The sequence below is a fragment of the Pedobacter paludisoli genome (genome assembly GCF_052344095.1).
Lineage (GTDB): Bacteria > Bacteroidota > Bacteroidia > Sphingobacteriales > Sphingobacteriaceae > Pedobacter.
Genome location: NZ_CP179926.1, coordinates 1,838,887 through 1,860,600, shown reverse-complemented (window position 1 = coordinate 1,860,600; position 21,714 = coordinate 1,838,887). Strand labels below are relative to the sequence as shown.

At 37.2% G+C, this 21,714-nt stretch carries 16 protein-coding genes, 2 tRNA genes and 1 CRISPR repeat array (1 of these 19 only partly in view); of the genes, 7 read left to right on the top strand and 11 right to left on the bottom strand.

What is annotated here, in order from left to right:
- Positions 1-454: a CRISPR direct-repeat array (repeat unit 47 nt; unit sequence GTTGTGAATTGCTTTCATTTTTCGATATCTTTGGGATATCACACAAC); it reaches 3,133 nt to the left of the window's first position.
- A 57-nt stretch (positions 455-511) separates the two neighbouring features.
- The 4 genes from cas2 to ACJVDK_RS07395 all read right to left on the bottom strand — a co-directional run bounded on the left by cas2 (position 512) and on the right by ACJVDK_RS07395 (position 7,321).
- A complete protein-coding gene (gene cas2 / locus ACJVDK_RS07410; RefSeq protein ID WP_443939642.1) occupies positions 512-850 on the bottom strand; it encodes a CRISPR-associated endonuclease Cas2 in 339 nt (112 codons plus the stop codon).
- A 48-nt stretch (positions 851-898) separates the two neighbouring features.
- Positions 899-1,792, bottom strand: a complete 894-nt coding sequence (gene cas1 / locus ACJVDK_RS07405) for a type II CRISPR-associated endonuclease Cas1 (protein WP_443939641.1) — start codon at positions 1,790-1,792, stop codon at positions 899-901.
- Between the two features lie 11 nt (positions 1,793-1,803).
- Entirely contained in the window at positions 1,804-6,123 is a 4,320-nt protein-coding gene (gene cas9 / locus ACJVDK_RS07400; RefSeq protein ID WP_443939640.1) for a type II CRISPR RNA-guided endonuclease Cas9, read from the bottom strand.
- Positions 6,124-6,778: 655 nt separating this feature from the next.
- Positions 6,779-7,321, bottom strand: a complete 543-nt coding sequence (locus ACJVDK_RS07395; protein WP_443939639.1) for a hypothetical protein — start codon at positions 7,319-7,321, stop codon at positions 6,779-6,781.
- Between the two features lie 627 nt (positions 7,322-7,948).
- On the opposite strand from ACJVDK_RS07395, the gene ACJVDK_RS07390 reads away from it, so the two are divergent.
- Positions 7,949-8,320, top strand: a complete 372-nt coding sequence (locus tag ACJVDK_RS07390; RefSeq protein WP_443939638.1) for a winged helix-turn-helix domain-containing protein — start codon at positions 7,949-7,951, stop codon at positions 8,318-8,320.
- Positions 8,321-8,798: 478 nt separating this feature from the next.
- The gene (gene katG, locus ACJVDK_RS07385; protein ID WP_443939637.1) at positions 8,799-11,072 is read left to right on the top strand and encodes a catalase/peroxidase HPI; all 2,274 of its coding nucleotides are present in this window, start codon (positions 8,799-8,801) and stop codon (positions 11,070-11,072) included.
- Positions 11,073-11,179: 107 nt separating this feature from the next.
- Here the strand turns inward: katG and ACJVDK_RS07380 are convergent.
- From ACJVDK_RS07380 to ACJVDK_RS07370, 3 genes are all read right to left on the bottom strand, one after another.
- A tRNA-Leu gene (locus tag ACJVDK_RS07380) sits at positions 11,180-11,264 on the bottom strand.
- Between the two features lie 47 nt (positions 11,265-11,311).
- Positions 11,312-11,387 (bottom strand) — tRNA-Gly (locus ACJVDK_RS07375).
- A gap of 186 nt (positions 11,388-11,573) precedes the next feature.
- Complete coding sequence (locus ACJVDK_RS07370) at positions 11,574-12,059, bottom strand: regulatory protein RecX (RefSeq protein WP_443939636.1); 486 nt, start codon at positions 12,057-12,059, stop codon at positions 11,574-11,576.
- 58 nt (positions 12,060-12,117) lie between these two features.
- Between ACJVDK_RS07370 and ACJVDK_RS07365 the strand changes: the two genes are divergently transcribed.
- The 3 genes from ACJVDK_RS07365 (at position 12,118) to arsC (ending at position 15,613) form a co-directional block, all read left to right on the top strand.
- A complete protein-coding gene (locus ACJVDK_RS07365) occupies positions 12,118-14,577 on the top strand; it encodes a bifunctional UDP-N-acetylmuramoyl-tripeptide:D-alanyl-D-alanine ligase/alanine racemase (protein WP_443939635.1) in 2,460 nt (819 codons plus the stop codon).
- A gap of 92 nt (positions 14,578-14,669) precedes the next feature.
- A complete protein-coding gene (locus ACJVDK_RS07360; RefSeq protein WP_443939634.1) occupies positions 14,670-15,260 on the top strand; it encodes a DUF502 domain-containing protein in 591 nt (196 codons plus the stop codon).
- Between the two features lie 11 nt (positions 15,261-15,271).
- Positions 15,272-15,613, top strand: a complete 342-nt coding sequence (gene arsC / locus ACJVDK_RS07355) for an arsenate reductase (glutaredoxin) (protein ID WP_443939633.1) — start codon at positions 15,272-15,274, stop codon at positions 15,611-15,613.
- A gap of 9 nt (positions 15,614-15,622) precedes the next feature.
- On the opposite strand, the gene ACJVDK_RS07350 is transcribed toward arsC, so the two are convergent.
- From ACJVDK_RS07350 to ACJVDK_RS07340, 3 genes are all read right to left on the bottom strand, one after another.
- Positions 15,623-16,114 (bottom strand): hypothetical protein, encoded by a 492-nt coding sequence (locus ACJVDK_RS07350; RefSeq protein WP_443939632.1) that lies wholly within the window; start codon positions 16,112-16,114, stop codon positions 15,623-15,625.
- A gap of 120 nt (positions 16,115-16,234) precedes the next feature.
- On the bottom strand, positions 16,235-16,942 hold the full coding sequence (locus ACJVDK_RS07345; protein ID WP_443939631.1) for a TIGR00730 family Rossman fold protein: 708 nt from the start codon (positions 16,940-16,942) through the stop codon (positions 16,235-16,237).
- Between the two features lie 16 nt (positions 16,943-16,958).
- On the bottom strand, positions 16,959-18,467 hold the full coding sequence (locus tag ACJVDK_RS07340; RefSeq protein WP_443939630.1) for a sodium:solute symporter: 1,509 nt from the start codon (positions 18,465-18,467) through the stop codon (positions 16,959-16,961).
- 250 nt (positions 18,468-18,717) lie between these two features.
- Between ACJVDK_RS07340 and recR the strand changes: the two genes are divergently transcribed.
- Entirely contained in the window at positions 18,718-19,335 is a 618-nt protein-coding gene (recR, locus tag ACJVDK_RS07335; protein ID WP_443939629.1) for a recombination mediator RecR, read from the top strand.
- Between the two features lie 33 nt (positions 19,336-19,368).
- Entirely contained in the window at positions 19,369-20,184 is an 816-nt protein-coding gene (locus ACJVDK_RS07330; RefSeq protein WP_443940037.1) for an SDR family oxidoreductase, read from the top strand.
- 433 nt (positions 20,185-20,617) lie between these two features.
- On the opposite strand, the gene ACJVDK_RS07325 is transcribed toward ACJVDK_RS07330, so the two are convergent.
- Positions 20,618-21,556, bottom strand: coding sequence for an ion channel (locus ACJVDK_RS07325; protein ID WP_443939628.1), 939 nt, complete (start codon positions 21,554-21,556; stop codon positions 20,618-20,620).
- Between the last annotated feature and the right edge of the window lie 158 nt (positions 21,557-21,714).

Below are 21,714 nucleotides of genomic sequence, written 5' to 3'. Positions count from 1 at the left end.
AGTTGTGCCAAACGCTACCCAATGTTGTGAATTGCTTTCATTTTTCGATATCTTTGGGATATCACACAACAATACTGTTTAAAGGAGGCAATTTTTTAGGTTGTGAATTGCTTTCATTTTTCGATATCTTTGGGATATCACACAACCTTAAAGAAATCCGCTAAATCTTGAGCCCCGTTGTGAATTGCTTTCATTTTTCGATATCTTTGGGATATCACACAACCTTCTATGACTTAGTAGAAACAGCTGGTCAGTTGTGAATTGCTTTCATTTTTCGATATCTTTGGGATATCACACAACAAATGGATCGAATGATAATATTGGTACGCTGTTGTGAATTGCTTTCATTTTTCGATATCTTTGGGATATCACACAACCGAATTTTTCACAAAGCAAAATTGTTAATTGTTGTGAATTGCTTTCATTTTTCGATATCTTTGGGATATCACACAACCTCAAAATTTAATCCGTTTATTATCAACGGATTAAATTTTGAATTAGGATTTGAAAATTAAAACAATTCGAGTTGTTGAAAGCCTTTTGGAGGTTCTTCTTTATTTCTAGCAAAGAAAATTTCTATATCGCCAAACTGCTTATCTGTTATCGACATGATGGCTACCTTTCCGGCTTTTGGAAGGATATTCTTTACTCTTTTGATGTGAACTTCAGCATTTTCGCGGCTTGGGCAATGGCGTACATACATGGAAAACTGAAAAAGTGTAAACCCATCGTCGATAAGCCTTTTACGGAATTTAGTGGCATCCCGCATATTGGCTTTGGTTTCCGTTGGAAGGTCGTACAATACTAAAACCCACATAATTCGGTAAGCGTTAAACCTTTCGGCATTCATGTTTTTAAATGTAAAATAACAAGGTAAAAGGTATAGGCCTTTTTCCGATTATACTAATTCAGGATAAGAAATTAATCTTTTTTCACCGGTATAGCATTTATAAAGTGATGAGGCCGTCATTTTTACAGCCACTAGTAAGGGCCTTGTTTTATCGTCAATTCTTACGTCTTGGGTTGCAACCTGTAAAATGTATGCTTTAAAATCCTTCGTTAATTCTTCCTGTTCAGGATGAACTTCCAGCCATTGCATCACCAATAAATCAATAAAGGGGCGGTAGGGTTCCATCAAATCATCGGCTAAACAATAAGGATTGTATTTGTTTTTATGAAAAATCCCTAGAACCGGTAGCAAACCCGTTTCTACAATTGCTCTGGCCACCATGCTTCTCAACACAGCATAGCCAAAATTGAAAAACGGATTGGGCGAATCGCCAAAACGTTCTCTTAAAAAATCACGGCTAATCAGGTGTTTCCAATAATGTTGTGCGGCAATGCCTTCCATATTGCTGGCATCGCCGCTTTTTACATTTTGTTGGTATTCAAGCATCGGTTCATAATCGTTTCCCAAGCTTCGCAACACTTCTTTTTGATTTTCAATCTTGTTTTGTACCGTTTGCTTCCATAGCTGCTTTTTCAGAGGTTCACTAGCTTCTAATTGGTGTTTTACCCGATCCGAATGCTCGGTATGCCCATACAAGGGCAGCATCATCCCATGTGGAAGATGCTGCGCATCGCAACTAATTACGACCACGTTATTCCCCATCATTTTTTGGATCAATTGATGTGAAATGGTTATTTGAAAATGATCCAACATTAATAGTCCCAAATCTTCTACCGGAACTTTGCCTTTCAATTCATTGGTTGAAGCATCTAAAATTTGCATTTGCTCGTCTTTAAGTTTAAGATAAGCAGGATTGCCGATGTAGATGGAGCGGGTTATCATAGATTAAATTTTTAATATTCTCCAATTTTTACAATATCACCCAAATGATTGAGACGGACTTTGATGATTTTTTCTAAAGGAGGTAAACTTTTTATTTGTTGATAAGTTACGCCTTGTAGAATTTTATTGTCTTCAACAGTAGTTTCTAGATGATGCCTAAATTTAAAATCTCTTATAGTGTTGTTACCATAGTTAACAACTGAAATTGTTTGCACCCTAAACAAATTTGGACTAATTACTTTCTTATTTTTCGGGTCCAATAAATCAATGTCTTTAGGATTAAAACCTGTTTTTTCGTTCGGGAAGATGAAGTATTCATTTTGTTTCATGGTAAATAAAAATTGCCAACCAATGCCCTGATTATACGACTTGTCAATTACAAATTCGCCAGCGTTTACCAATTTAACTGCATCAAATAAAGACACCACTCTCTCCTGTAAATTCCCTTTTTCATCTCTATAAATAGCAACATGATGATTGTTTCCAGTACTTACAAAATCGACTGGAATTTTTTTGCCGTTACTGTCTAAGATCTCATTTCCTAAATGATCTTTTTTGTAATGCAAAAACTCCGCATTTTTCACACCCGAAATGGTCACTCTTTTTATCGAAATTCCTTTTGCTTCATTCAGCCAAATTGGATTTTTTTCTAAATCTGAAAAGGCTTTTTTCGGGTCGTTTCCATTTTCTTTTAATCGGTTGAGTAAAATTCGTTTTACACCTTCGTCCAAGATTTTTTCGATGGTCTTTTCGTCTTTAAAATTTTCTGGAGAAATATCTTTTCTGATGGAATAATCTTCTTCTAGCCAAGTGAGTTTTACACTATCTGGCAGTACTTCCGTTTTTTCCTCGTTCAAGTAAATCGGATTTTTACTCAATACATTTTTACCTGCAAAGGCTTTTTTCGGGTCGTTTCCGTTTTCTGAAAGCCGTTGAAGCAAGCGTTCTTTATAAATTGGATTGGCAACTTTTTTAATGGTTTCCTCATCAAATTTCGCACTTACTTTTTCATCTTTGTTGACGTAATAGTGATATTTTCCGTAAATGGTTTGTTTGTGCAATTGCCCTCTTGGGGTAAGTTCTACCTTTATTTTTTCGCCGTTTTTAGATTTGGTTTTGTTTTTATTTTTGGTTACTACTTTATTTTTCGCTTTGTGTGAAACCAAAACGTTTTCCAAATGTTCTTTGGCGACTTGTCTGAAATTTGGGATGGGCAGTTTGAACACTCTTTTTTTGTTGCCATCATCGTCTAATTTCAATTCTGTTTCGATATTTTCAATGCCGATAATATTGTTGTGAAGTTTATGTTTTTCATTCTTCCTTGCATTCAAGAAATTTAAATATTGAATATGACTATGCTTGGTAAAAGCAATCGTTAAAGCATCCATGGCGTGATGGCGATGGTCGTTTCGTTTACTCCAATCTACAATACGCTCTTTGAAACTTCCGTCTTTTTTCTCTACCATTTCGGTTAATCCCAATTGCTTGAATTTGTCAAAATTGAGATCTTGCATAATGTTGATTAGCCCCCAATCTTCACGTAATCTATCTGTTATACTTCCGGTTGTTGATGTTACAATTCTGCAAATTTCGTAAAGCATATTTTTTGCTTTTTTAGCAATATATTGGCTGTCACGCAAATCTCTATCAATAAAACCATCTCCGATTTCCAATTCTTGTTTTAATAATTTTTGATACTTAGCTTTAGAAATTCCTGCACTTGGGTCGTCTTTATTTTTCTTTCCTTGCTCGAAAAGCATTTCAATTCTTGTTTTGAATTCCTCAATTCCATTTTCTCCAAAGTCTTCTGAAATATAATCGTAAGCTGTTCTATTACTTTTTTTCAAATTATCTTTTCTGTACACGACAACTTTGTTGGAAAAGCTATCGTCAAATAGTTTAGATTGCGGGATAATATGATCAATATCAATTTGTTTACTAAATAAAATATCTCTCGGGATATATTCATTCGTGTACAAATCTTTGTAACCATTATTTTTCAATTCTTCATACAAACGATAGCGGATAATGTCATTTCTGGTTGGGTTTTTTATGCCAAATTCATTTTGTAAAAGTTTAAAAATCTTTTCGTGAGCTATTTTTGAAGCATTGATATTTGTTGTCATTTCTGCTCGCTCTTTTGCGTTTTTCTTCAAATCGCGAGATAATTCTACCCGTATTTCGTTAAATTTAAAATATTCGGTAATGTTTCCGTTTTCGTCTTTTTTGCTGTTTTTTTCAATAATTGTATTGATAACGTTTACCAACTGGTTGAGAATTTTTTCAACAACCGGATTTCTCAAACTGTTCTTTTTGAGCAATTCTAGTTGATTTTTCAACGGACGAGTAGCAATTTCTTCTTTTGTTAAGGATGATGCGGAATGTTTATATTCAGCTTGAAAACAAGCTTTGTCGTAATGTAATTCTTTGATATGTGGATAAATTTTCCGCATTGCTTTTGTACTTAAACTTCCGTAATCGTCTGAAAAAGCAACGTTTGATAAAATCTGTGCATGTTCTTTTTTGAACCCAAATTTTTCCTCCAATAGCCTAAATAAAGTGTCATTTCCTGTTTTAGAATTGTCTTCCTGATACGAATACAACAAGTGCCAAAGCTGATAAGATGCTTGCTTTTCAAAATCTTTACCGTCTAATTCAGCGCTAAATTCCAGAATTTCAGTATTGATATTTAGTGCTTCAAAAATACGTTTCACCATCTCTTTTATTTCAGAAACAGGTGCTTTCAATTTCGAGACATCAATATCATCTTTGCCTTGTAATTTTAACAAATCGTCATCATAACCTTCTAATTCTAGAATTTTCAGATAAGCATCGTACAATAATTTATTAGTTCTATTGCCTTCCAATTCAGAATAATTCATTTCCCAATCAGAAGATTTATGCCCCAAAAGTTCGATGATTTTTGCTGAGTTTAAATTTCCTTTGATATTTAGTTCATCAAACAATTTCTGTTTGGTTTCTAAATCGAAAACAAAAATTTCCTTTTCCTCATCAAATAATACGGACTGATTGGTTGTTTTGGCTACTCTTTTTTTGCTTCCTTTTTTTCGTACTAAAACATTGTTCAAAACCTGCCAAATTTTAAATTCCTGAAATAATGGCGAAGATTTTGGCGCAACTTTTAAACCTATAGTCTTCTTATGTCCGTTAATAATTTTTTCCTGACTTTCAAATTCACAAAAACTCACCAAACCTTTTTGAGATTTTAGTTTTCGCTGATAAAAGATGATGATATCTCGAATTTCTTTTTTCAACTCTTCTGTTAATTCTGGATGAAATTGAGTTTGTGTTTCCCAAATGGCTTCAAATTCATCTAAATAATCTTGACGATAAAAAACTTGGTTCTTTAATCTAGTATGTGGATTTTTCTTTAATTGCTCGTATAAATATTGTCCAACGGTTTGCTTATTAAAGTACAACTCTTTACTTCTGTCTGAAATAGCACCTAAATATCCGCTAGAACTATAAAGATTACCGTTTATTTCTTGCAAAATAATCGCTAACTGCTCCAAATCCATTTTAGAGGAAAGAGCTTTTTCTCTCCATTCGTAGTTTTCAAGTTTTAGTTCAGCTCCTTTCGTTGCTCTTTTAATACCAACAATTTTAAATGGAATTTTGCAAGTTGCCCAAGTTTGCGCTTTCCCTTTATCTGCCAATTCTTTTTTAAACTCATCAGTTAAAATTTCCGGATAAAATTGTTTTTGGAAATTCCATATTTTATCAAATTCTGCTAGCAAATCGGAGCGATAAAAATCGGGTAAATATTTTTTTCCATCTTTTAATAATTGATAAGCCAACTGACCAGGAGATAGATTTTCCTCATACAATCTTTTTGCCACAGCCATTCCGTCGATGATTTGACCTTCGTCTTCATTTTTGGCTTTCCGGCTACTTTTATAACCGCGTTTTTTATTGATAGTTAATAATATCCTCGCAAATTCATCCTTTTCTACTTTCTCTGTTGCTGATTTTGCTCTTAAAGCGAAAGTATAATGTGTAGTGTTTTTTCCGTTTTCGGCTAAAACAGTATCTTTTGTAATGATGTTTGCTTTTGCCAAAGCATCAATTAAGTTTGAGCGTCTATCTTGATAACGGTCTAAATTTCGTCTTGCTCCACGTTTCAAGGTTCTATCTGCATTTACAGAAACAGGTTTTCCTTTTTCAAAATTGGTTTGCTCGTCTGTAGTTAAAGGATTTACCCGAACACCAATTTTCTGAATCGATGATCCCTCAAGAGAATTGCCTTCAATGATGTGTGCGAAGCCGATTGAAGTAGTGCCAAGATCTAAGCCGAGTATATGCTTTTTCATAAATTTTCTGTTTTGGGAAATTATTGAATTTTGGCCAGCAAAAAAAAGGTATTTTTACCTTTTTTTGTTTGAAAAAGTATTTGTAGATTTACACTTGAAAGCAATTCACAATAAGGATTATTCCGTTGTGAAAACATTTAGCGCCTCGACTATCTTCGGGGCATTTTTTTCCTCATAAATAGCTATCAATAAATACACGCCCGCAAGTCGCTTTTGTTTTTGAAAAACTTAATTTTTATTGCTGAATTATATACGTAATCTATTATACGGTTGTTTTCTTACACGGTGCGATTAACATATTTCGGTGTAAATCAATCCTGTAAGTTTATATGTTTAGCGTGTATTTTTTTTTATGGTATTTCTTTTAATGATAATAGTTTACACTAATCTCGTTGAGATTTATATCCTTTAATAGTTCTGTAAACACAAAAAATCGCTGTCATCCTCGAGCGCAGCGAAGGACCTCAGCAGCTCAAAATCACGATTATCCTTGCGATGAAACGCAACAAATCAAGCTTATTGGATCTTTTATGTAGAAAATATTTACGCTATCTCTTTGAATATGAGTTGTTTTTAAAAATGGATATGCTTTTCGGTAAGAAAGTTCTATAATTGAATTGCCTAAAAGAGGTGCTTCCATCTGCCTTATCTCCAATTAACAACCACCTTTGCTTAGGGCACCTTTATAAATTATTTTACCATCTCGTTCTATTTGGTCGCCCGATAGTATTGGATATAAATATTTGGGCGCGTGCGATACGTTATGGCTTCTGATAATTATTTTATCGTTAACTTTTAGGTTACGCAATTCCTTAAACTCGTTAGGTTCTTGTATTCCAAATCTTAGGATATAGTTGTCATTGTTAATTTTTACCATCATTCCGAAACCTAAACGAGCATTAGACGGAAGAGAAAGAGAGGTTACAACCGCCTCCATACCAGAAAAATCCCAAATATTCTTCCTTATCTTAGCTTCACAAGAATATACGAGTTTTCCCTCGAGCGAGGCTACCCATCTTTTGTAGGCCACTCCATCAGGACTAGCTTCCCATTTTTTTATTTCGGCTTCTCTTTCGGCAAGAGAAAGAGGTTTTGATCTCGGATTTTTAAGAGATTCATTTTTAATTTCGCGATTAGCAAGAGCCAGTCCGCCTACTACAATCAGCGGTAAAACCAGCGCGTAAATAATTTTTTTCATGTTTTTTGAATTTGGTTTAGCAAAATTACCTCGATGTATTTTATTGAGATGCGTGTAGATTGTAAATAAAATTGTAAACTTTGTAAATAAAACTTGATACAATGTATTTTAGCCTGAAACATCTTTTTTGGAAGCGCAAATATTTGTTGGGACTACTGTTGTTGTTCTTGATTCCTGTAATTTGCCTCGCTTTCAATATAATGGGAAACAACGAGTTTGATAACGCAAGGAGGGAAGTTTTGCTTCGTAGGATAGGACATGAATTGCTTTTACAGTCGGGCGATAAAACATCAAGAGTGCTTCCGGTAAAAAAGATAGCCGAAAATGAATACCAAATTAGTTTTGAGAACAAGCTTACTTTTCAGCCCGACTCTTTGGTTACAATCACACAGCGATTGTTAGCTCAAACTCCCCTTGAAAATGAGTATGTTGTTCATGTTCTAAATTGCGAGAGTACCAATGTAACCTACGGGTTTGCTATATCAAAAAATAAAAAGAGTGATATTGTACCATGTTTAGGAAGAGTGCAACCGAAGTCGTGTTATCAGATTAATATCAAATTTAAACCTAGGGTTATTGATAGCCAGCGAAATAGATTGTTCTTTGGCAGTTTGCCATTTTTAGCCTTTGTTGGTTTTATGTGTTTCAGGTCGATTAAGCCTAGGAAAAACTTTAGCTGATGCTAGTGCTTCCGACACGCTAACTTTAGGTACGCTATCGTTCGATGTGAAGAACCAAAAACTGACTTCAAATGAAGTGTGTATCGATCTTACCAGAACAGAATCGCGGTTATTGCTCATTTTTGCACGCTCTCCTAATAAAACCATCCAGAGGGACCAGCTACAGAAAGAAATATGGGAAGATGAAGGTATTATTGTAGGACGCAGTTTAGATATGTTCATATCAAAATTGAGGAAAAAACTAGCGTATGATCCCACTATAAAAATTGCTGTTGTACGTGGAAAGGGCTACAAGCTTGAAATTAGCGTAAACAAATAAAACTACTAATTCATTTTTTTTATTGGGCTCTGAAGCTGAACTTTGAAAAACTTCCATCCTGAAGAATTAAGAGCGAAAGGCAAGAATCGAACGCGCAAGCCCAACCTGGGCAAGATTATGGCTATACCAACTGAGCTACTTTTCCACTTGCTATAAAAAAAAGCGCTTTTCCTTTTGGGTGTGCAGATTTAGAAATATGAATGTTAGCACCCAAATTTAAGAGCCAAAATTTTAAGAAAAAAATCAGCTCATCTCTTTGATTATGAGCCATTTTTTTGGTAGATTGAACTGTCTCTTTTTGTTGAAATAAGCGCTACCACTTGTATTGCTGTTTCTGATAATCGGAAACCGATACTATAAAAAACATCTATTTGCGTATCAAATAAAGTGATTTTGATTCGGAAGTTAAGGGCGCTACATTTGAAATGTTTAATAGTCACAAGCAATAGAATATTACATCTACTAATAAAACAGAAAAATGGAAAAAGAATCAAACGACATCAGCAAATGCCCATTTCACAATGGCAGTATGAAACAGAATGTAGCAGGTGGTGGTACACGAAATCGCGATTGGTGGCCAAATCAATTGAAATTGAATGTCCTGCGTCAACATTCTACGAAGTCGAATCCTATGAATGAAGCATTCAATTATGCTGAAGCATTTAAGCGTTTAGATTTAGAAGCATTAAAGCAAGATTTACATGCGCTTATGACCGATTCGCAAGATTGGTGGCCAGCAGATTTCGGTCATTACGGACCTTTATTTATTCGTATGGCTTGGCACAGCGCCGGAACCTACCGTGTATTTGACGGTAGAGGAGGAGGAGGTTCTGGTCAACAACGTTTTGCACCTTTAAACAGCTGGCCGGATAACGTTAGTTTAGATAAAGCCAGACGTTTGCTTTGGCCAATCAAACAAAAATATGGAAATAAAATTTCTTGGGCCGATTTGATGATTCTTACCGGAAACGTGGCCTTAGAATCGATGGGATTTAAAACATTCGGCTTCGCCGGTGGACGTGCCGATGTGTGGGAAGCCGATGAGGATGTGTATTGGGGATCTGAAACCACTTGGCTTGGAAACGATAAAAGATACAGTCATGGCGAAGAAGGTTTAGCCGAACATGGGGTAGTGGTATCGGATGAAGATGCTTCTGGCGATAAACACAGTGCTAATTTAGAAAAACCGCTCGCTGCGGCACATATGGGTTTAATTTATGTAAATCCAGAAGGTCCAAACGGCAATCCTGATCCAATTGCTGCCGCAAAAGATATTCGCGATACATTTTCACGCATGGCGATGGATGATGAAGAAACTGTGGCTTTGATTGCCGGTGGACATACCTTCGGAAAAGCACACGGAGCAGCCTCTTCCGATCATGTAGGTAAAGAACCTGAAGCAGCCGATTTGGCTGATCAAGGCTTTGGTTGGAGCAATAAATATGGCAGTGGAAAAGGAGCCGATACCATTACCAGTGGTTTAGAGGTAACCTGGACACAAACCCCTACACAATGGAGCAACCATTTCTTTGAAAATTTATTCGCATTTGAATGGGAATTAACCAAAAGTCCGGCAGGTGCACACCAATGGGTTGCGAAAAATGCCGATGCAGTGATTCCAGATGCCTTTGATAGCACTAAGAAGCATTTGCCAACCATGTTAACCACCGATCTTTCTTTGCGACTAGATCCGGCATATGAAAAAATTTCCAGAAAATTCTTGGAAAACCCTGATGCCTTTGCGGATGCCTTTGCACGCGCTTGGTTTAAATTAACACACCGCGATATGGGACCAAAATCGAGGTATTTAGGTACAGACATCCCACAAGAAGATTTGCTTTGGCAAGATCCAATTCCGGCAGTAAATCATCCTTTGGTAAGCGAGAGCGATATAGCTACCCTGAAAGCAAACATATTGAGTACAGGTTTAACTGTTTCTGAATTGGTTTCAACAGCCTGGGCTTCCGCATCATCGTTCAGAGGTTCTGATAAACGCGGAGGAGCGAACGGTGCGCGTATTTGTTTAGCGCCACAAAAAAGTTGGGAAGCCAATAATCCGGTGCAATTACAGAAAGTTTTAAATACTCTAGCCAGCATTCAACAAGAGTTTAATGATGCGCAAGGCGATGGTAAAAAAATCTCTATGGCCGATTTAATTGTGTTAGCAGGATCTGCTGCGGTAGAAAAGGCAGCTCAAGATGCGGGACAAACCGTTACTGTAGCTTTCGCGCCTGGACGTATGGATGCAACACAAGAACAAACCGACGTAGAATCAATGGCTTATTTAGAGCCTCAAGCCGATGGTTTCCGCAATTTCAGAAAATCTAAATCGACTGTCTTAACCGAAGAATTATTGGTAGATAAGGCAAACTTATTAACCTTGAGCGCACCAGAATTGACAGTTTTAGTAGCGGGATTACGCGTGTTGGATACCAATTTTGATAAAAGTAAACATGGAGTGTTCACACAAAAGCCAGGAACGTTAACCAACGATTTCTTAGTGAATCTGTTGGATATGAGTACCGTTTGGAAAGCAGCTGGTCAAGATCGTGAATTGTATATTGGAAGCGATAGAGTGAGTGGCCAACCTAAATGGACCGCTACCCGTGCCGATTTGGTGTTTGGTTCTCAATCTGAGTTAAGAGCAATCGCCGAAGTATATGCTAGCGCCGATGCCAACGAAAAATTTGTGCATGATTTTGTGGCAGCATGGGTGAAAGTGATGAATTTAGATAGATTTGATTTGAAATAAGTTATATTTATTTTTTTTTAAAGGGTTTCAGCAATGGGACCCTTTTTTTGTTGCGTAAAAATTGTTTTTAAAACAAAAAAGCCTCTCTGCTTAGCAGAAAGGCTTCGTACTCGGGGCGGGAATCGAACCCGCACGCATTTTAGGTGCACAGGATTTTAAGTCCTGCGTGTCTACCAGTTCCACCACCCGAGCAGGTGATTAACCTTTTATTTTGAAGAACTTTCAATCCTGAAAGTCTTTGGAGCGAAAGACGAGATTCGAACTCGCGACCCCGACCTTGGCAAGGTCGTGCTCTACCAACTGAGCTACTTTCGCATTTCCAAATAAACCGTTAGTTGGTTTGTTTTTGGTGATGCAAATATAGGGAGATTTGAACTTCTGTCAATACCTTTTGTAAAATAAAATGCCTTTAAATGTTTAAAATGCTGTTTATCATGTGAATAAATTTACAATTTTTTAAAGTAGTTATTCGAAGAAAGCCTATTAAAAGCTTGTTTACGGTTAATTATCATCGAACTTGAGCACGTCATAAATCAAATCGCGTTCAAAACCTCTTCCCTGCAAATAGGAGATAAGCTTATTTTTCTTTTTAAATGGATCTTTTTCGGTTAATAGAAGACGCTTTTTTTCGGCAAGGGTTTTTAAGGTTTGTAAATAGGCATCGTCATCTAAGCTAAACAATGCTTTTTGTAGGATTTTTTCTGGTACACCTTTCAATTTTAAACCCTGTTTAATCTTTATTCGTCCCCATTTTTTAATCGAAAATTTCCCCGACGCATAGTGTTTGGCAAAGCGTTCTTCGTTTAGGAAATTGTTGATAATCAGCTCCGAAATGATTTCTTCCAATTCATCACCGCGCATGCCCCAATCCAATAATTTGCTGCGAACCTCTTTTTGCGAGCGTTCCTGATATACACAAAAAGCCTCCGCTTTCGCCAATGCTTGCTTTTTGTCTAAATATACCGGAGCTTCTTTACCACTTTTCATAATTATTTGCTGAAATTCGTAAAAATAAAAACCATTACCGCATTTCTGAATAAAAAATATGCAGAATCTACCATATACGATTAATTACCTTGCTCAAATATTAAATGCCGATTGCAAAATTGTTCAGGACAAAAGCCTTATAAAATACCTGATAAGCGATAGTAGGTTGGTATTGGTACCGGATCAATCTTTATTTTTTGCCCTTTCATCGCACCGCGATGGACATGTTTTTATAGCCGATGCCCATGCCAAGGGGATTCGGAACTTTGTTGTCACCGAGCAAGCGTATGTTGAGAAGTATGCCGATAGTAATTTTATCGTGGTAAAAAATGCTTTGTTTGCACTTCAACAGTTAGCCATTTATCATCGCGAAAGTTTTCCATTGAAAACGATTGGCGTAACCGGAAGCAATGGAAAAACAATTGTAAAAGAATGGTTGTATCAGGTATTATCGCATGATTTTATCATCGTACGAAGCCCTAAAAGCTATAATTCGCAAATTGGTGTAGCTTTATCGGTATGGCAAATCGATGAGCAAGATACGCTTGGGATTTTTGAAGCCGGAATTTCGGCTGTAGGCGAAATGGAAAGTCTCGAACGCATGATTCAGCCCGAAATAGGGATTTTAACCAACATAGGAGAGGCGCATGCCGAGGGTTTTCAGTCAAAAGCGGAAAAGCTACATGAGAAATTAAAACTCTTTAAAAATTCAGCACTATTTATTTATTCGCCCGATTATACCGAGCATTTAGCAGCAAAAGATTTACCTGGAAAAAGGCATTTCAGCTGGAGTACCACCCAACAAGCAGACTTGCAAATTATGAACATTCGCCCCGAAAAAGGAGGCTCTGTTTTAACTGCAAAGTACCGAGAAGAAGAAATAGGACTCCTATTGCCCTTCCAAGATAAAGCATCGATAGAAAATGGAATAATTTGCTGGGCAACGCTCTTGGCAATGGGCTATACGCAAGATGAAGCTAAATACCAATTGGAGAAACTAAGCCCGGTAAGCATGCGTCTCGAACTCAAAAATGGCATCAATCAATGTTCAATTATCGACGATTCGTACAGTGCTGATATTTCATCGCTCAGCATTGCACTCGATTTTTTAAATCAGCAAAATCAACATAAGAAAAAAACGGTTATTCTTTCCGATATCTTTGAAACAGGAAAGAATAATGCGGATTTATACGCCGAAATTGCAGATTTACTACAACAGAAAAAAATAAGTCGATTGATTGGAATCGGTCAGCATATCGAAGAATTTGGCCATCTTTTTAAGTTGGAAAAACAGTTTTTTGTTGATACAGAGCATTTTATAAAAGCTTTTCCTAATCTGGTATTCTCGCATGAAACTGTCTTGGTAAAAGGGGCACGTCGTTTCGAATTTGGTAAAATCAGTAAGTTGCTCACGCATAAAATCCACGATACGATTTTAGAGGTCGATTTAAATGCCATGGTGCATAATTTGCAATATTACCGTTCTAAAATAAAACCGGGAGTTAAAATCATGGCCATGGTCAAAGCATTCTCGTACGGAAGTGGCAGTTTCGAGGTGGCTAATTTACTTCAATTTCACAAAGTGGATTATCTGGCTGTGGCTTATGCCGATGAAGGAATCGTATTACGAAAAGCAGGGATAACCTTGCCCATCATGGTGATGAGTCCCGAAGAATCAGCTTTCGAAGCGATTATTCAGCATCAACTGGAGCCTGAAATCTACAGTTTAGAAATTTTAAATTCCTTTTTAACTGCGTTGCCTGAGGCATCATATCAGTACCCCATTCACATCAAAATAGATAGTGGTATGCACCGATTGGGTTTCGATGAATCGGAAATTACAGCCGTTCTACAGATTTTAAGCGGGCAGGAGAAGGTAAAAGTACAAAGTATCTTCTCGCATTTGGTGGCAAGTGACGCGGCAGAGCACGATGGCTTTTCAGAAAAACAAATCAGCCAGTTTACCCAGGCAAGTCAACAAATAATGGAGGTATTGCCTTACAAGCCCTTGCGGCACATGTCCAATACTTCAGGGATAACCCGTTTACCAAATGCGCAATTTGACATGGTTCGTTTAGGAATAGGATTGTATGGTTTTGATTCAGCTATGGCCAATAATGCCAATTTAAAAACCGTTATGGTGCTTAAAACTACCGTTACACAAGTTAAAACCTTGCAAGCTGGTGAAACAGTTGGGTATGGTCGTCGAGGCGCTTTACCCAATGGAGGCAAAATTGCTACGGTAAAAATTGGTTATGCCGATGGGTATACACGCGCATTTGGGAACGGAGTAGGGCAGATGCTGATTAACGGTATTTTAGTGCCCACGATAGGGTCTATTTGTATGGATATGACCATGTTGGATGTTACGGGGTTGGATGTAAAACCCGGCGACGAGGCCATTGTATTTAATGCCGAGCATACTATACAAGAATTAGCAAAGCAAATTAATACCATACCATACGAGATATTAACCAATATTTCGCAACGTGTAAAAAGAATATTTTTTGCAGAATAGATGCTGATAAGATGCTAAACCGAAAGATAAATGTAACCAAGCTGCACAAAAAGCCAAACGATTAACAACAATTTTTTTTCTATTTTTGCGTCATGAACAGAATAAGCAAGGCCATATTAAACTACCTCATTAAAGGGCTATTAATTGTGGTGCCTATTGCTGTCAGTATATTTATTGTTATTTGGGCGGTAACAACTGTTGATAGTTGGCTAAACGTAAACAATATCTTGGGCGTAGACCCCAAAACAGGCGAAAGTCGTAATATTCCCGGTTTGGGACTGCTAACCGTTTTGAGCATTATTCTATTGGCCGGAATTTTTGTAACCAATTTTGTAACCGAACCCATGTACAATTGGTTTCAGAAGGTCATGCACCGCCTGCCTTTACTCAATTTTATTTATACCTCTATAAAAGATTTAACCGAAGCCTTTGTGGGCGATGAAAAGAAATTTAATCACCCAGTAATTGTTGAGGTAGAAGGAGGCTTGAAAAAAATTGGGTTTTTAACGCAAAACGATTTAAAAAAACTCAATTTACCCGATGAAGTGGCCGTGTATTTTCCTTTATCGTATTCCTTTGCCGGGCAGCTTTGTATCGTCAAACGCGAGAAAGTAACCGACTTGAACATGAGCGCGGCTGATGCCATGAAATTAGTGGTGAGCGGAGGTGTAAGCGGTTTATAAGCACTATAAAAATGATTCAAATTTACCACAACAGCCGTTGTACTAAAAGCAGATGCGCTGTAGAAATACTAGAAGATAGTGGAAAACCGTTCCAAATTATCAAATACTTAGAAGATACACCCAGTGTTGAAACGCTAACCGAAATTGTTAAAAAGCTAGGTATAAAACCATTTGATTTAATCCGAAAAGCCGAAAAAGTATTCTTGGAAAAATACAAGGATAAAACCTTGAGTGATCAAGAATGGATTGAAGCCATGGTTGAAAACCCAATTTTAATCGAACGGCCAATTGTTGTTTCGGGTGATAAAGCTCTCATTGCACGCCCAAGCGAACGGGTTTATGGTTTATTATAAGGCTCTGATTTACACTCGATTACATAAGATTGGAATCAAGAATATAACAAGTAAAATAAAAATAATGCGGGTGTAATATTCCCGGATGAAGATACCTGCGGCGATTAAATAAATGCTCTCTATATTGGTTTGAATCTGACCGTTACCGGTTGCAGCATTGTATATCGCATGCTCCTCATTCGCATTGCTCAAAGCCCATTTACTTAGAAAACCACTTTGAAAAGTCCAATTGTAAACGATGTTATTTTGTAAAGTGATTTTGGCTTTTAAGCCCATAGAATTGTACTCTATTTTGGCGATGGACTGATTTTGCTCATTGAAAATTTGTGTCTGTCCATTCCAAAAGCCCATATTTTTAAAAGTGAAAGTGCCTTCACTGGTACGGGCAGTAGCCGTATTTTGGAAAGTTTCAAAATTTAACGATAAACGAATCTCCCCCGCTTTAAATACTTGATAATTACTATCCAGTACTCCCTTTGTCCATGTATATTGATGATCCATTTCTCTATGCTTTACCTATTCGACGTTAAAAACGATAGAAGGTTACAAATTTTTATAAATGAACATCACAATGCTTGAATGTGACAAGCATTGTGATGTTTTAAATCCTGAAATAATGATTTAGAAGTTTGGTTTAAGTACATATTTCTCGTAAAAACGGAAGATATGTTCAGCCGCTTCTTCGGCAGTGTCAACCAAACGGAAAAGATTTAGGTCTTCTTCGTGAATGTTATGTTCGGTGTTTAACATGGTATTTCGCAGCCAGTCAATTAATCCACCCCAATATTCCGAACCTACTAAAACGATAGGGAAACGGGCAATTTTACCGGTTTGAATCAAGGTTAACGCTTCAAAAAGTTCATCCATCGTGCCAAAACCACCTGGTAAAACCACAAAACCTTGACTGTATTTCATGAACATGACTTTTCGCACAAAGAAGTAGTCAAACTCCAGTAATTTGTTGTGGTCGATGTATTTGTTGTGAAATTGCTCAAAAGGCAATTCTATATTTAGTCCAACTGATTTTCCGCCATTGGTGTGGGCCCCTTTGTTTCCAGCTTCCATAATGCCCGGACCACCTCCGGTAACTACGCCATATCCACGATCTGTTAATAATTTGGCACAATGCTCGGCCAATTGGTAGTATTTATTGGCTTGTGCAGTACGTGCAGAGCCAAAAATTGTTACACAAGGTCCTATTTTTGCTAATTTTTCAAAGCCATCCACAAACTCGGCCATTATTTTAAAAATCTGCCAAGAATCTGTAACTTTTATTTCTTGCCAGTCTTTGTTCTCAAAAGCACTTCTAATTTTTTCTTCATTCGTCATAAGCTACTATTTTGTATTAAAAACGGGTTTGCGCATCGGTTTTTTTGCTGATGCACAACAACCCTAAAAAGGTAATGAAACCATTTATTAGGATGAGTTCGACACTAAAAACGTAACCTCCTAATAAAGTGGTCGAATACGCAGATAGTAAGTAACACAAAAAAGGTGATATAATGCAAACATAAGGCACAAATTTATCATGCAAACCTCGTTTTTTTACAAATAATCCAAAACTGTATAAGCCTAACAAGGGACCGTAGGTGTACGATGCAATGGTAAAAATTAAACTAACTACCGATGAACTGTTGAAAGCATTGATGGCTAAAATCACAAAAAACATGAGTATTGAAAAGACAATATGCACGGTGTGACGTTTTTTTACGGCAGATGCAGCATTGATATTTTCACTCTTATCCATGCCTAAAAAGTCAACACAAAAGGAGGTGGTTAAAGCGGTTAAGGCAGAATCAGTGGTGGCAAAAGTGGCTGCTGTTAAGCCCAACATGAAAATAATAGCCGGAACAGCACCTAAATAATTCAGTGCGATTTCAGGGAACAATAAGTCAGTTCTTGGTTTTCCTGTGAGGTGGTCCAAGGGAATTTGTATGCCATTTTTACTGGCATAGATATAAAGCAAAGCACCTACGCTCAAAAAGAAAACGTTCAAAATTACAAATACGCCGGTAAAAGTAAACATGTTTTTCTGAGCTTCTTTAATGGTACTCATACTCAGGTTCTTTTGCATTAAATCCTGGTCTAAACCAGTCATAGCGATGGTTACAAAAATACCACCAATGAACTGTTTGCTAAAGTAGAACTTGTTGGTTAAGAAATCATTTAAGAAGAAAATTTTCGAATAACTGCTGTTTTTAACGTTCTCAAAAGCCTGTGGAATATTGAAATCTAACCTGCCGCAGATAAAATAAATGGTTAAGAAAACCGATAACACCAAGAAAAAGGTTTGTAGGGTGTCGGTAATGATAATGGTTTTTAACCCTCCTTTAAACGTGTACGACCAGATTAAACCCAATGAAATTAAAACAGTAACCCAAAAAGGAATATGATAGCTATCGAAAATAAAACGTTGTAAAACAATTACCACCAAGTATAAACGAGTTGCCGAACCAAGCGTTCTACTGAGTAAAAAGATAGAAGCAGCTGTTTTATAACTGTAAAAGCCTAAACGTTTTTCAATGTAGCTGTAAATGGAGGTTAAATTCATGCGGTAGTAAAGCGGAAGCAAAACTGTTGCAATGATGATGAAACCAACTGCGTTTCCTAAAACAAACTGGAAATACTGAAACTGATTGCCGCCAGGCGAGCCAACCTCACCCGGAACAGAAATAAACGTAACACCCGAGAGGGCAGTACCAATCATCCCAAAGGCTACTAAATACCATTTCGAATTCCGGTTCGCAATAAAAAAGGTTGCATTGTCTGAAGATTCTTTAGACGTTACAAATGAAATGATAATCAATATCAGAAAATAACCGATTAAAAAACATAACAGGATGGTTGAAGACATATTTTTAATTTTAAGCTGATAAATGTAAGAAAATAGTTGTTGAATTGCTATATGGTTTGTTGGTTGATTAGTTTGTTCGTTGAATTAGGGAATTAGTAAATTCGTGAATCAGCCTTGATAATTAATACTTTGGACTCTCGACTTAGGACTGAGCACTCTTTGCTCTTTCTGCTTTTCACTCTAAACCCTATACCTATTAACCTATTACTTACCACCTACCACTTATAACTTTTTTCCGTAATTTCGTGCTATGAATTTTTCATCCAAACTGCTGGAAGATGCAGTAGCCGAATTTGCTAAATTACCCGGGGTAGGTCAAAAAACAGCATTGCGACTGGTTTTACATCTATTGGGAAAAGAACAAGAAGAAGTAAAACAGTTTGGAAATACCTTAATTAAATTAAAAGAACAGATTAAAAATTGCAGCATTTGCTACAATATTTCCGATTTTTCGGAATGTGAAATCTGTACCTCGCATAAGCGGGATAAAACAACCATTTGCGTGGTAGAAGATACCCGCGACGTAATGGCCATCGAGAATACGGCACAATATTTCGGCGTTTACCATGTTTTGGGAGGATTAATTTCGCCCATGGATGGCGTTGGTCCGGCAGATTTATACATCGATGGATTGGTAAATCGCGTGGCTACAGGCGATGTGAAAGAAGTAATTTTAGCCTTGAGCCCAAATATGGAAGGCGATACCACCTTGTTTTATCTCTACAAAAAACTGAAATCATTCAACATTCCAATTACCACCATTGCGCGCGGCATTGCATTTGGCGGTGAACTAGAGTATACCGATGAAATAACGCTCGGAAGATCTATCATTACCCGAGTTCCGTATGAAAATGCCATGATGAAATAATTGTGATTTCAACCACCCCCATAAACATTCTAAATTTACATGAAAGATAAAGTAGTCTTAATAACCGGAGCATCGAGTGGAATTGGCCGAGCATGTGCCGAAGAATTTGCCAAACGTGGCGCGCATTTAGTTTTAGCCGCCAGACAATACGTTACCCTTTGCGAAATTACCGCCGAGTTGGAGCTTAAATATGGCATAAAAGCAATAGCGGTACAAGCCGATGTAAGTAAAGAAGAAGACTGCGAATTAATGGTTAAACAAGCGTTGTTAACTTTTGACAGAATTGATATTTTGGTCAATAACGCAGGTTTATCGATGCGTGCTTTGTTTAACGATTTGGATTTATCCGTACTTAAAAATTTAATGGACGTGAATTTTTGGGGCACGGTGTACTGCACCAAATATGCTTTACCCGAGATTTTAAAAACCAAAGGAACCATTGTGGGTGTTTCGTCTATTGCCGGATTTAGAGGATTACCCGGCCGTACAGGCTATTCGGCCTCAAAATTTGCGATGAATGGTTTCTTGGAATCGCTCCGCACCGAGTTGCTAAAAACAGGTGTAAATGTGTTATTGGCTTGTCCGGGTTTTACGGCTTCAAACATTCGTGTAACGGCTTTAGCCAAGGATGGAGTAGCGCAAGGTGAAACGAGTTTGGACGAAGAAAAAATGATGACCGCCGAAGAGGTAGCCGTTATTATTGCCGATGGCATTGAAAAACGTAAGCGCACACTCGTAATGACAGGGCAGGGTAAACTGGCCGTTTGGATGAATAAATTGTTCCCTTCGTTTGTAGATAAAAAGGTGTATGAATTGTTTGCGAAGGAGAAAAATCCGTTGTTGAAATAAAATTGCCTACAAACCTATCCTATCAACCTGAACTCGATTATTAGTTACAATAAAATTTTCGAATGTCTATGAAATTGCCTTTCGAGAATGTACTAAAAAATCATCCCACTGCCCCCTTCAAAGGGGGAAATAGCCAGTGTCCAAACTGAAAACGTACACATCCTAGGCGTTTTGTCGGTGTCCCCCTTTGAAGGGGGCAGGGGGATGACAACAACTCAAATGGATATTAATTATTAAAAATACAATTTCCGAACGCCTACTATTTAAGGAAAAATCTTCTCGAAATAAGGGCGCTATACAACTGCATTATATTGAAAATCAATGCATTAATAAATAGTAAGACAGGTGGAAAATTGTCGAACTCAGCTTATAAGGTTTCAAAAAACTTATAGGATAGGTTTGAACAAAAAAGTAAAAATCTGAATCTGTTTATTTAAGGCTCAAAGGTATCCAGTTTAGAATAATCCATAACAGTTTTACCCTCTTCGTTATGGTGAAACATTTTCATAAATTTCTTACCAAATTCAATTTCTTCAGCGATGTAACTGCGGCGGGTATGAATGCTTTGCGAAAAGGTATCATCGAAAGCTTTTAAAATGACGAATATCTCCACATCGGCCAATAACAGTTCTTCTTTGTTTTTACCGAAAAAGGGACTTTCTTCGTTGATAGGATGTACGATCGTCCAGTTGAGCGAGAGGAGGCCAATTTCGGACCTTTCTAAGGCCAAGGTGTAAAATTTTCGGTCAGTTTTACCGTTAACGGTTTCGTTATAGGCCACTGTCATACTCACTTTAACATCAATGAGACTGTTTCGACGCAGGTTAATCAAACGAAACATTAAGCCTTTCCCATCGCCATAAGGAGCAATAACCATGTTTTTACTGAAATTGACTTTGGAAGTAGGGCGACTAAAACGTCCGTACAATAATCCGGTGGCCAATGCAAAACCCAGTAAGCCCAGCATACTTTCGAACGCTGCAATGCAGCTGGTAATAAATCCCTGTGGCGAAATATGGCCGTAACCAACTGTAGAAATGGTTTGGACAGAAAAGAAAAAAGCATCAAAAAAATGATCCCTTGGGCTTGTTCCAGTAGCTCCACTTAAATGTTCAATGCCTACCAGGTTGTAGATAAATGCAAAAATGCAGTTTACAACAATGTAATAAATAAAAATGATGATGAAAAATTGGGTCCAGCTGGTAGTCACTAAGCGCGTGTACGTGTCATCAAACTTAAACCACGGCAAGCCCGTGCGAATTAGGCTTACCGTGCCGTCGTGGTTTAATGAGCGTTGATTTTTGCTGGTGGGACTAGAACCAAAACCAAAGTCGTCGATAGGATGATGATTGCGTCTTTTAAAAAAAGCCATGAATTTTAATAAATGTTTGGAATAGTAAAAAACAATCGTAATATTTGCTTCACAAACATGACAATTAAAAATTTAAATATCAATTGGTGGTGGCATAACGATAATCGTTAGGCATATTCTATTGTATATAAATTTAAAAATATTTTACACAACGAAAA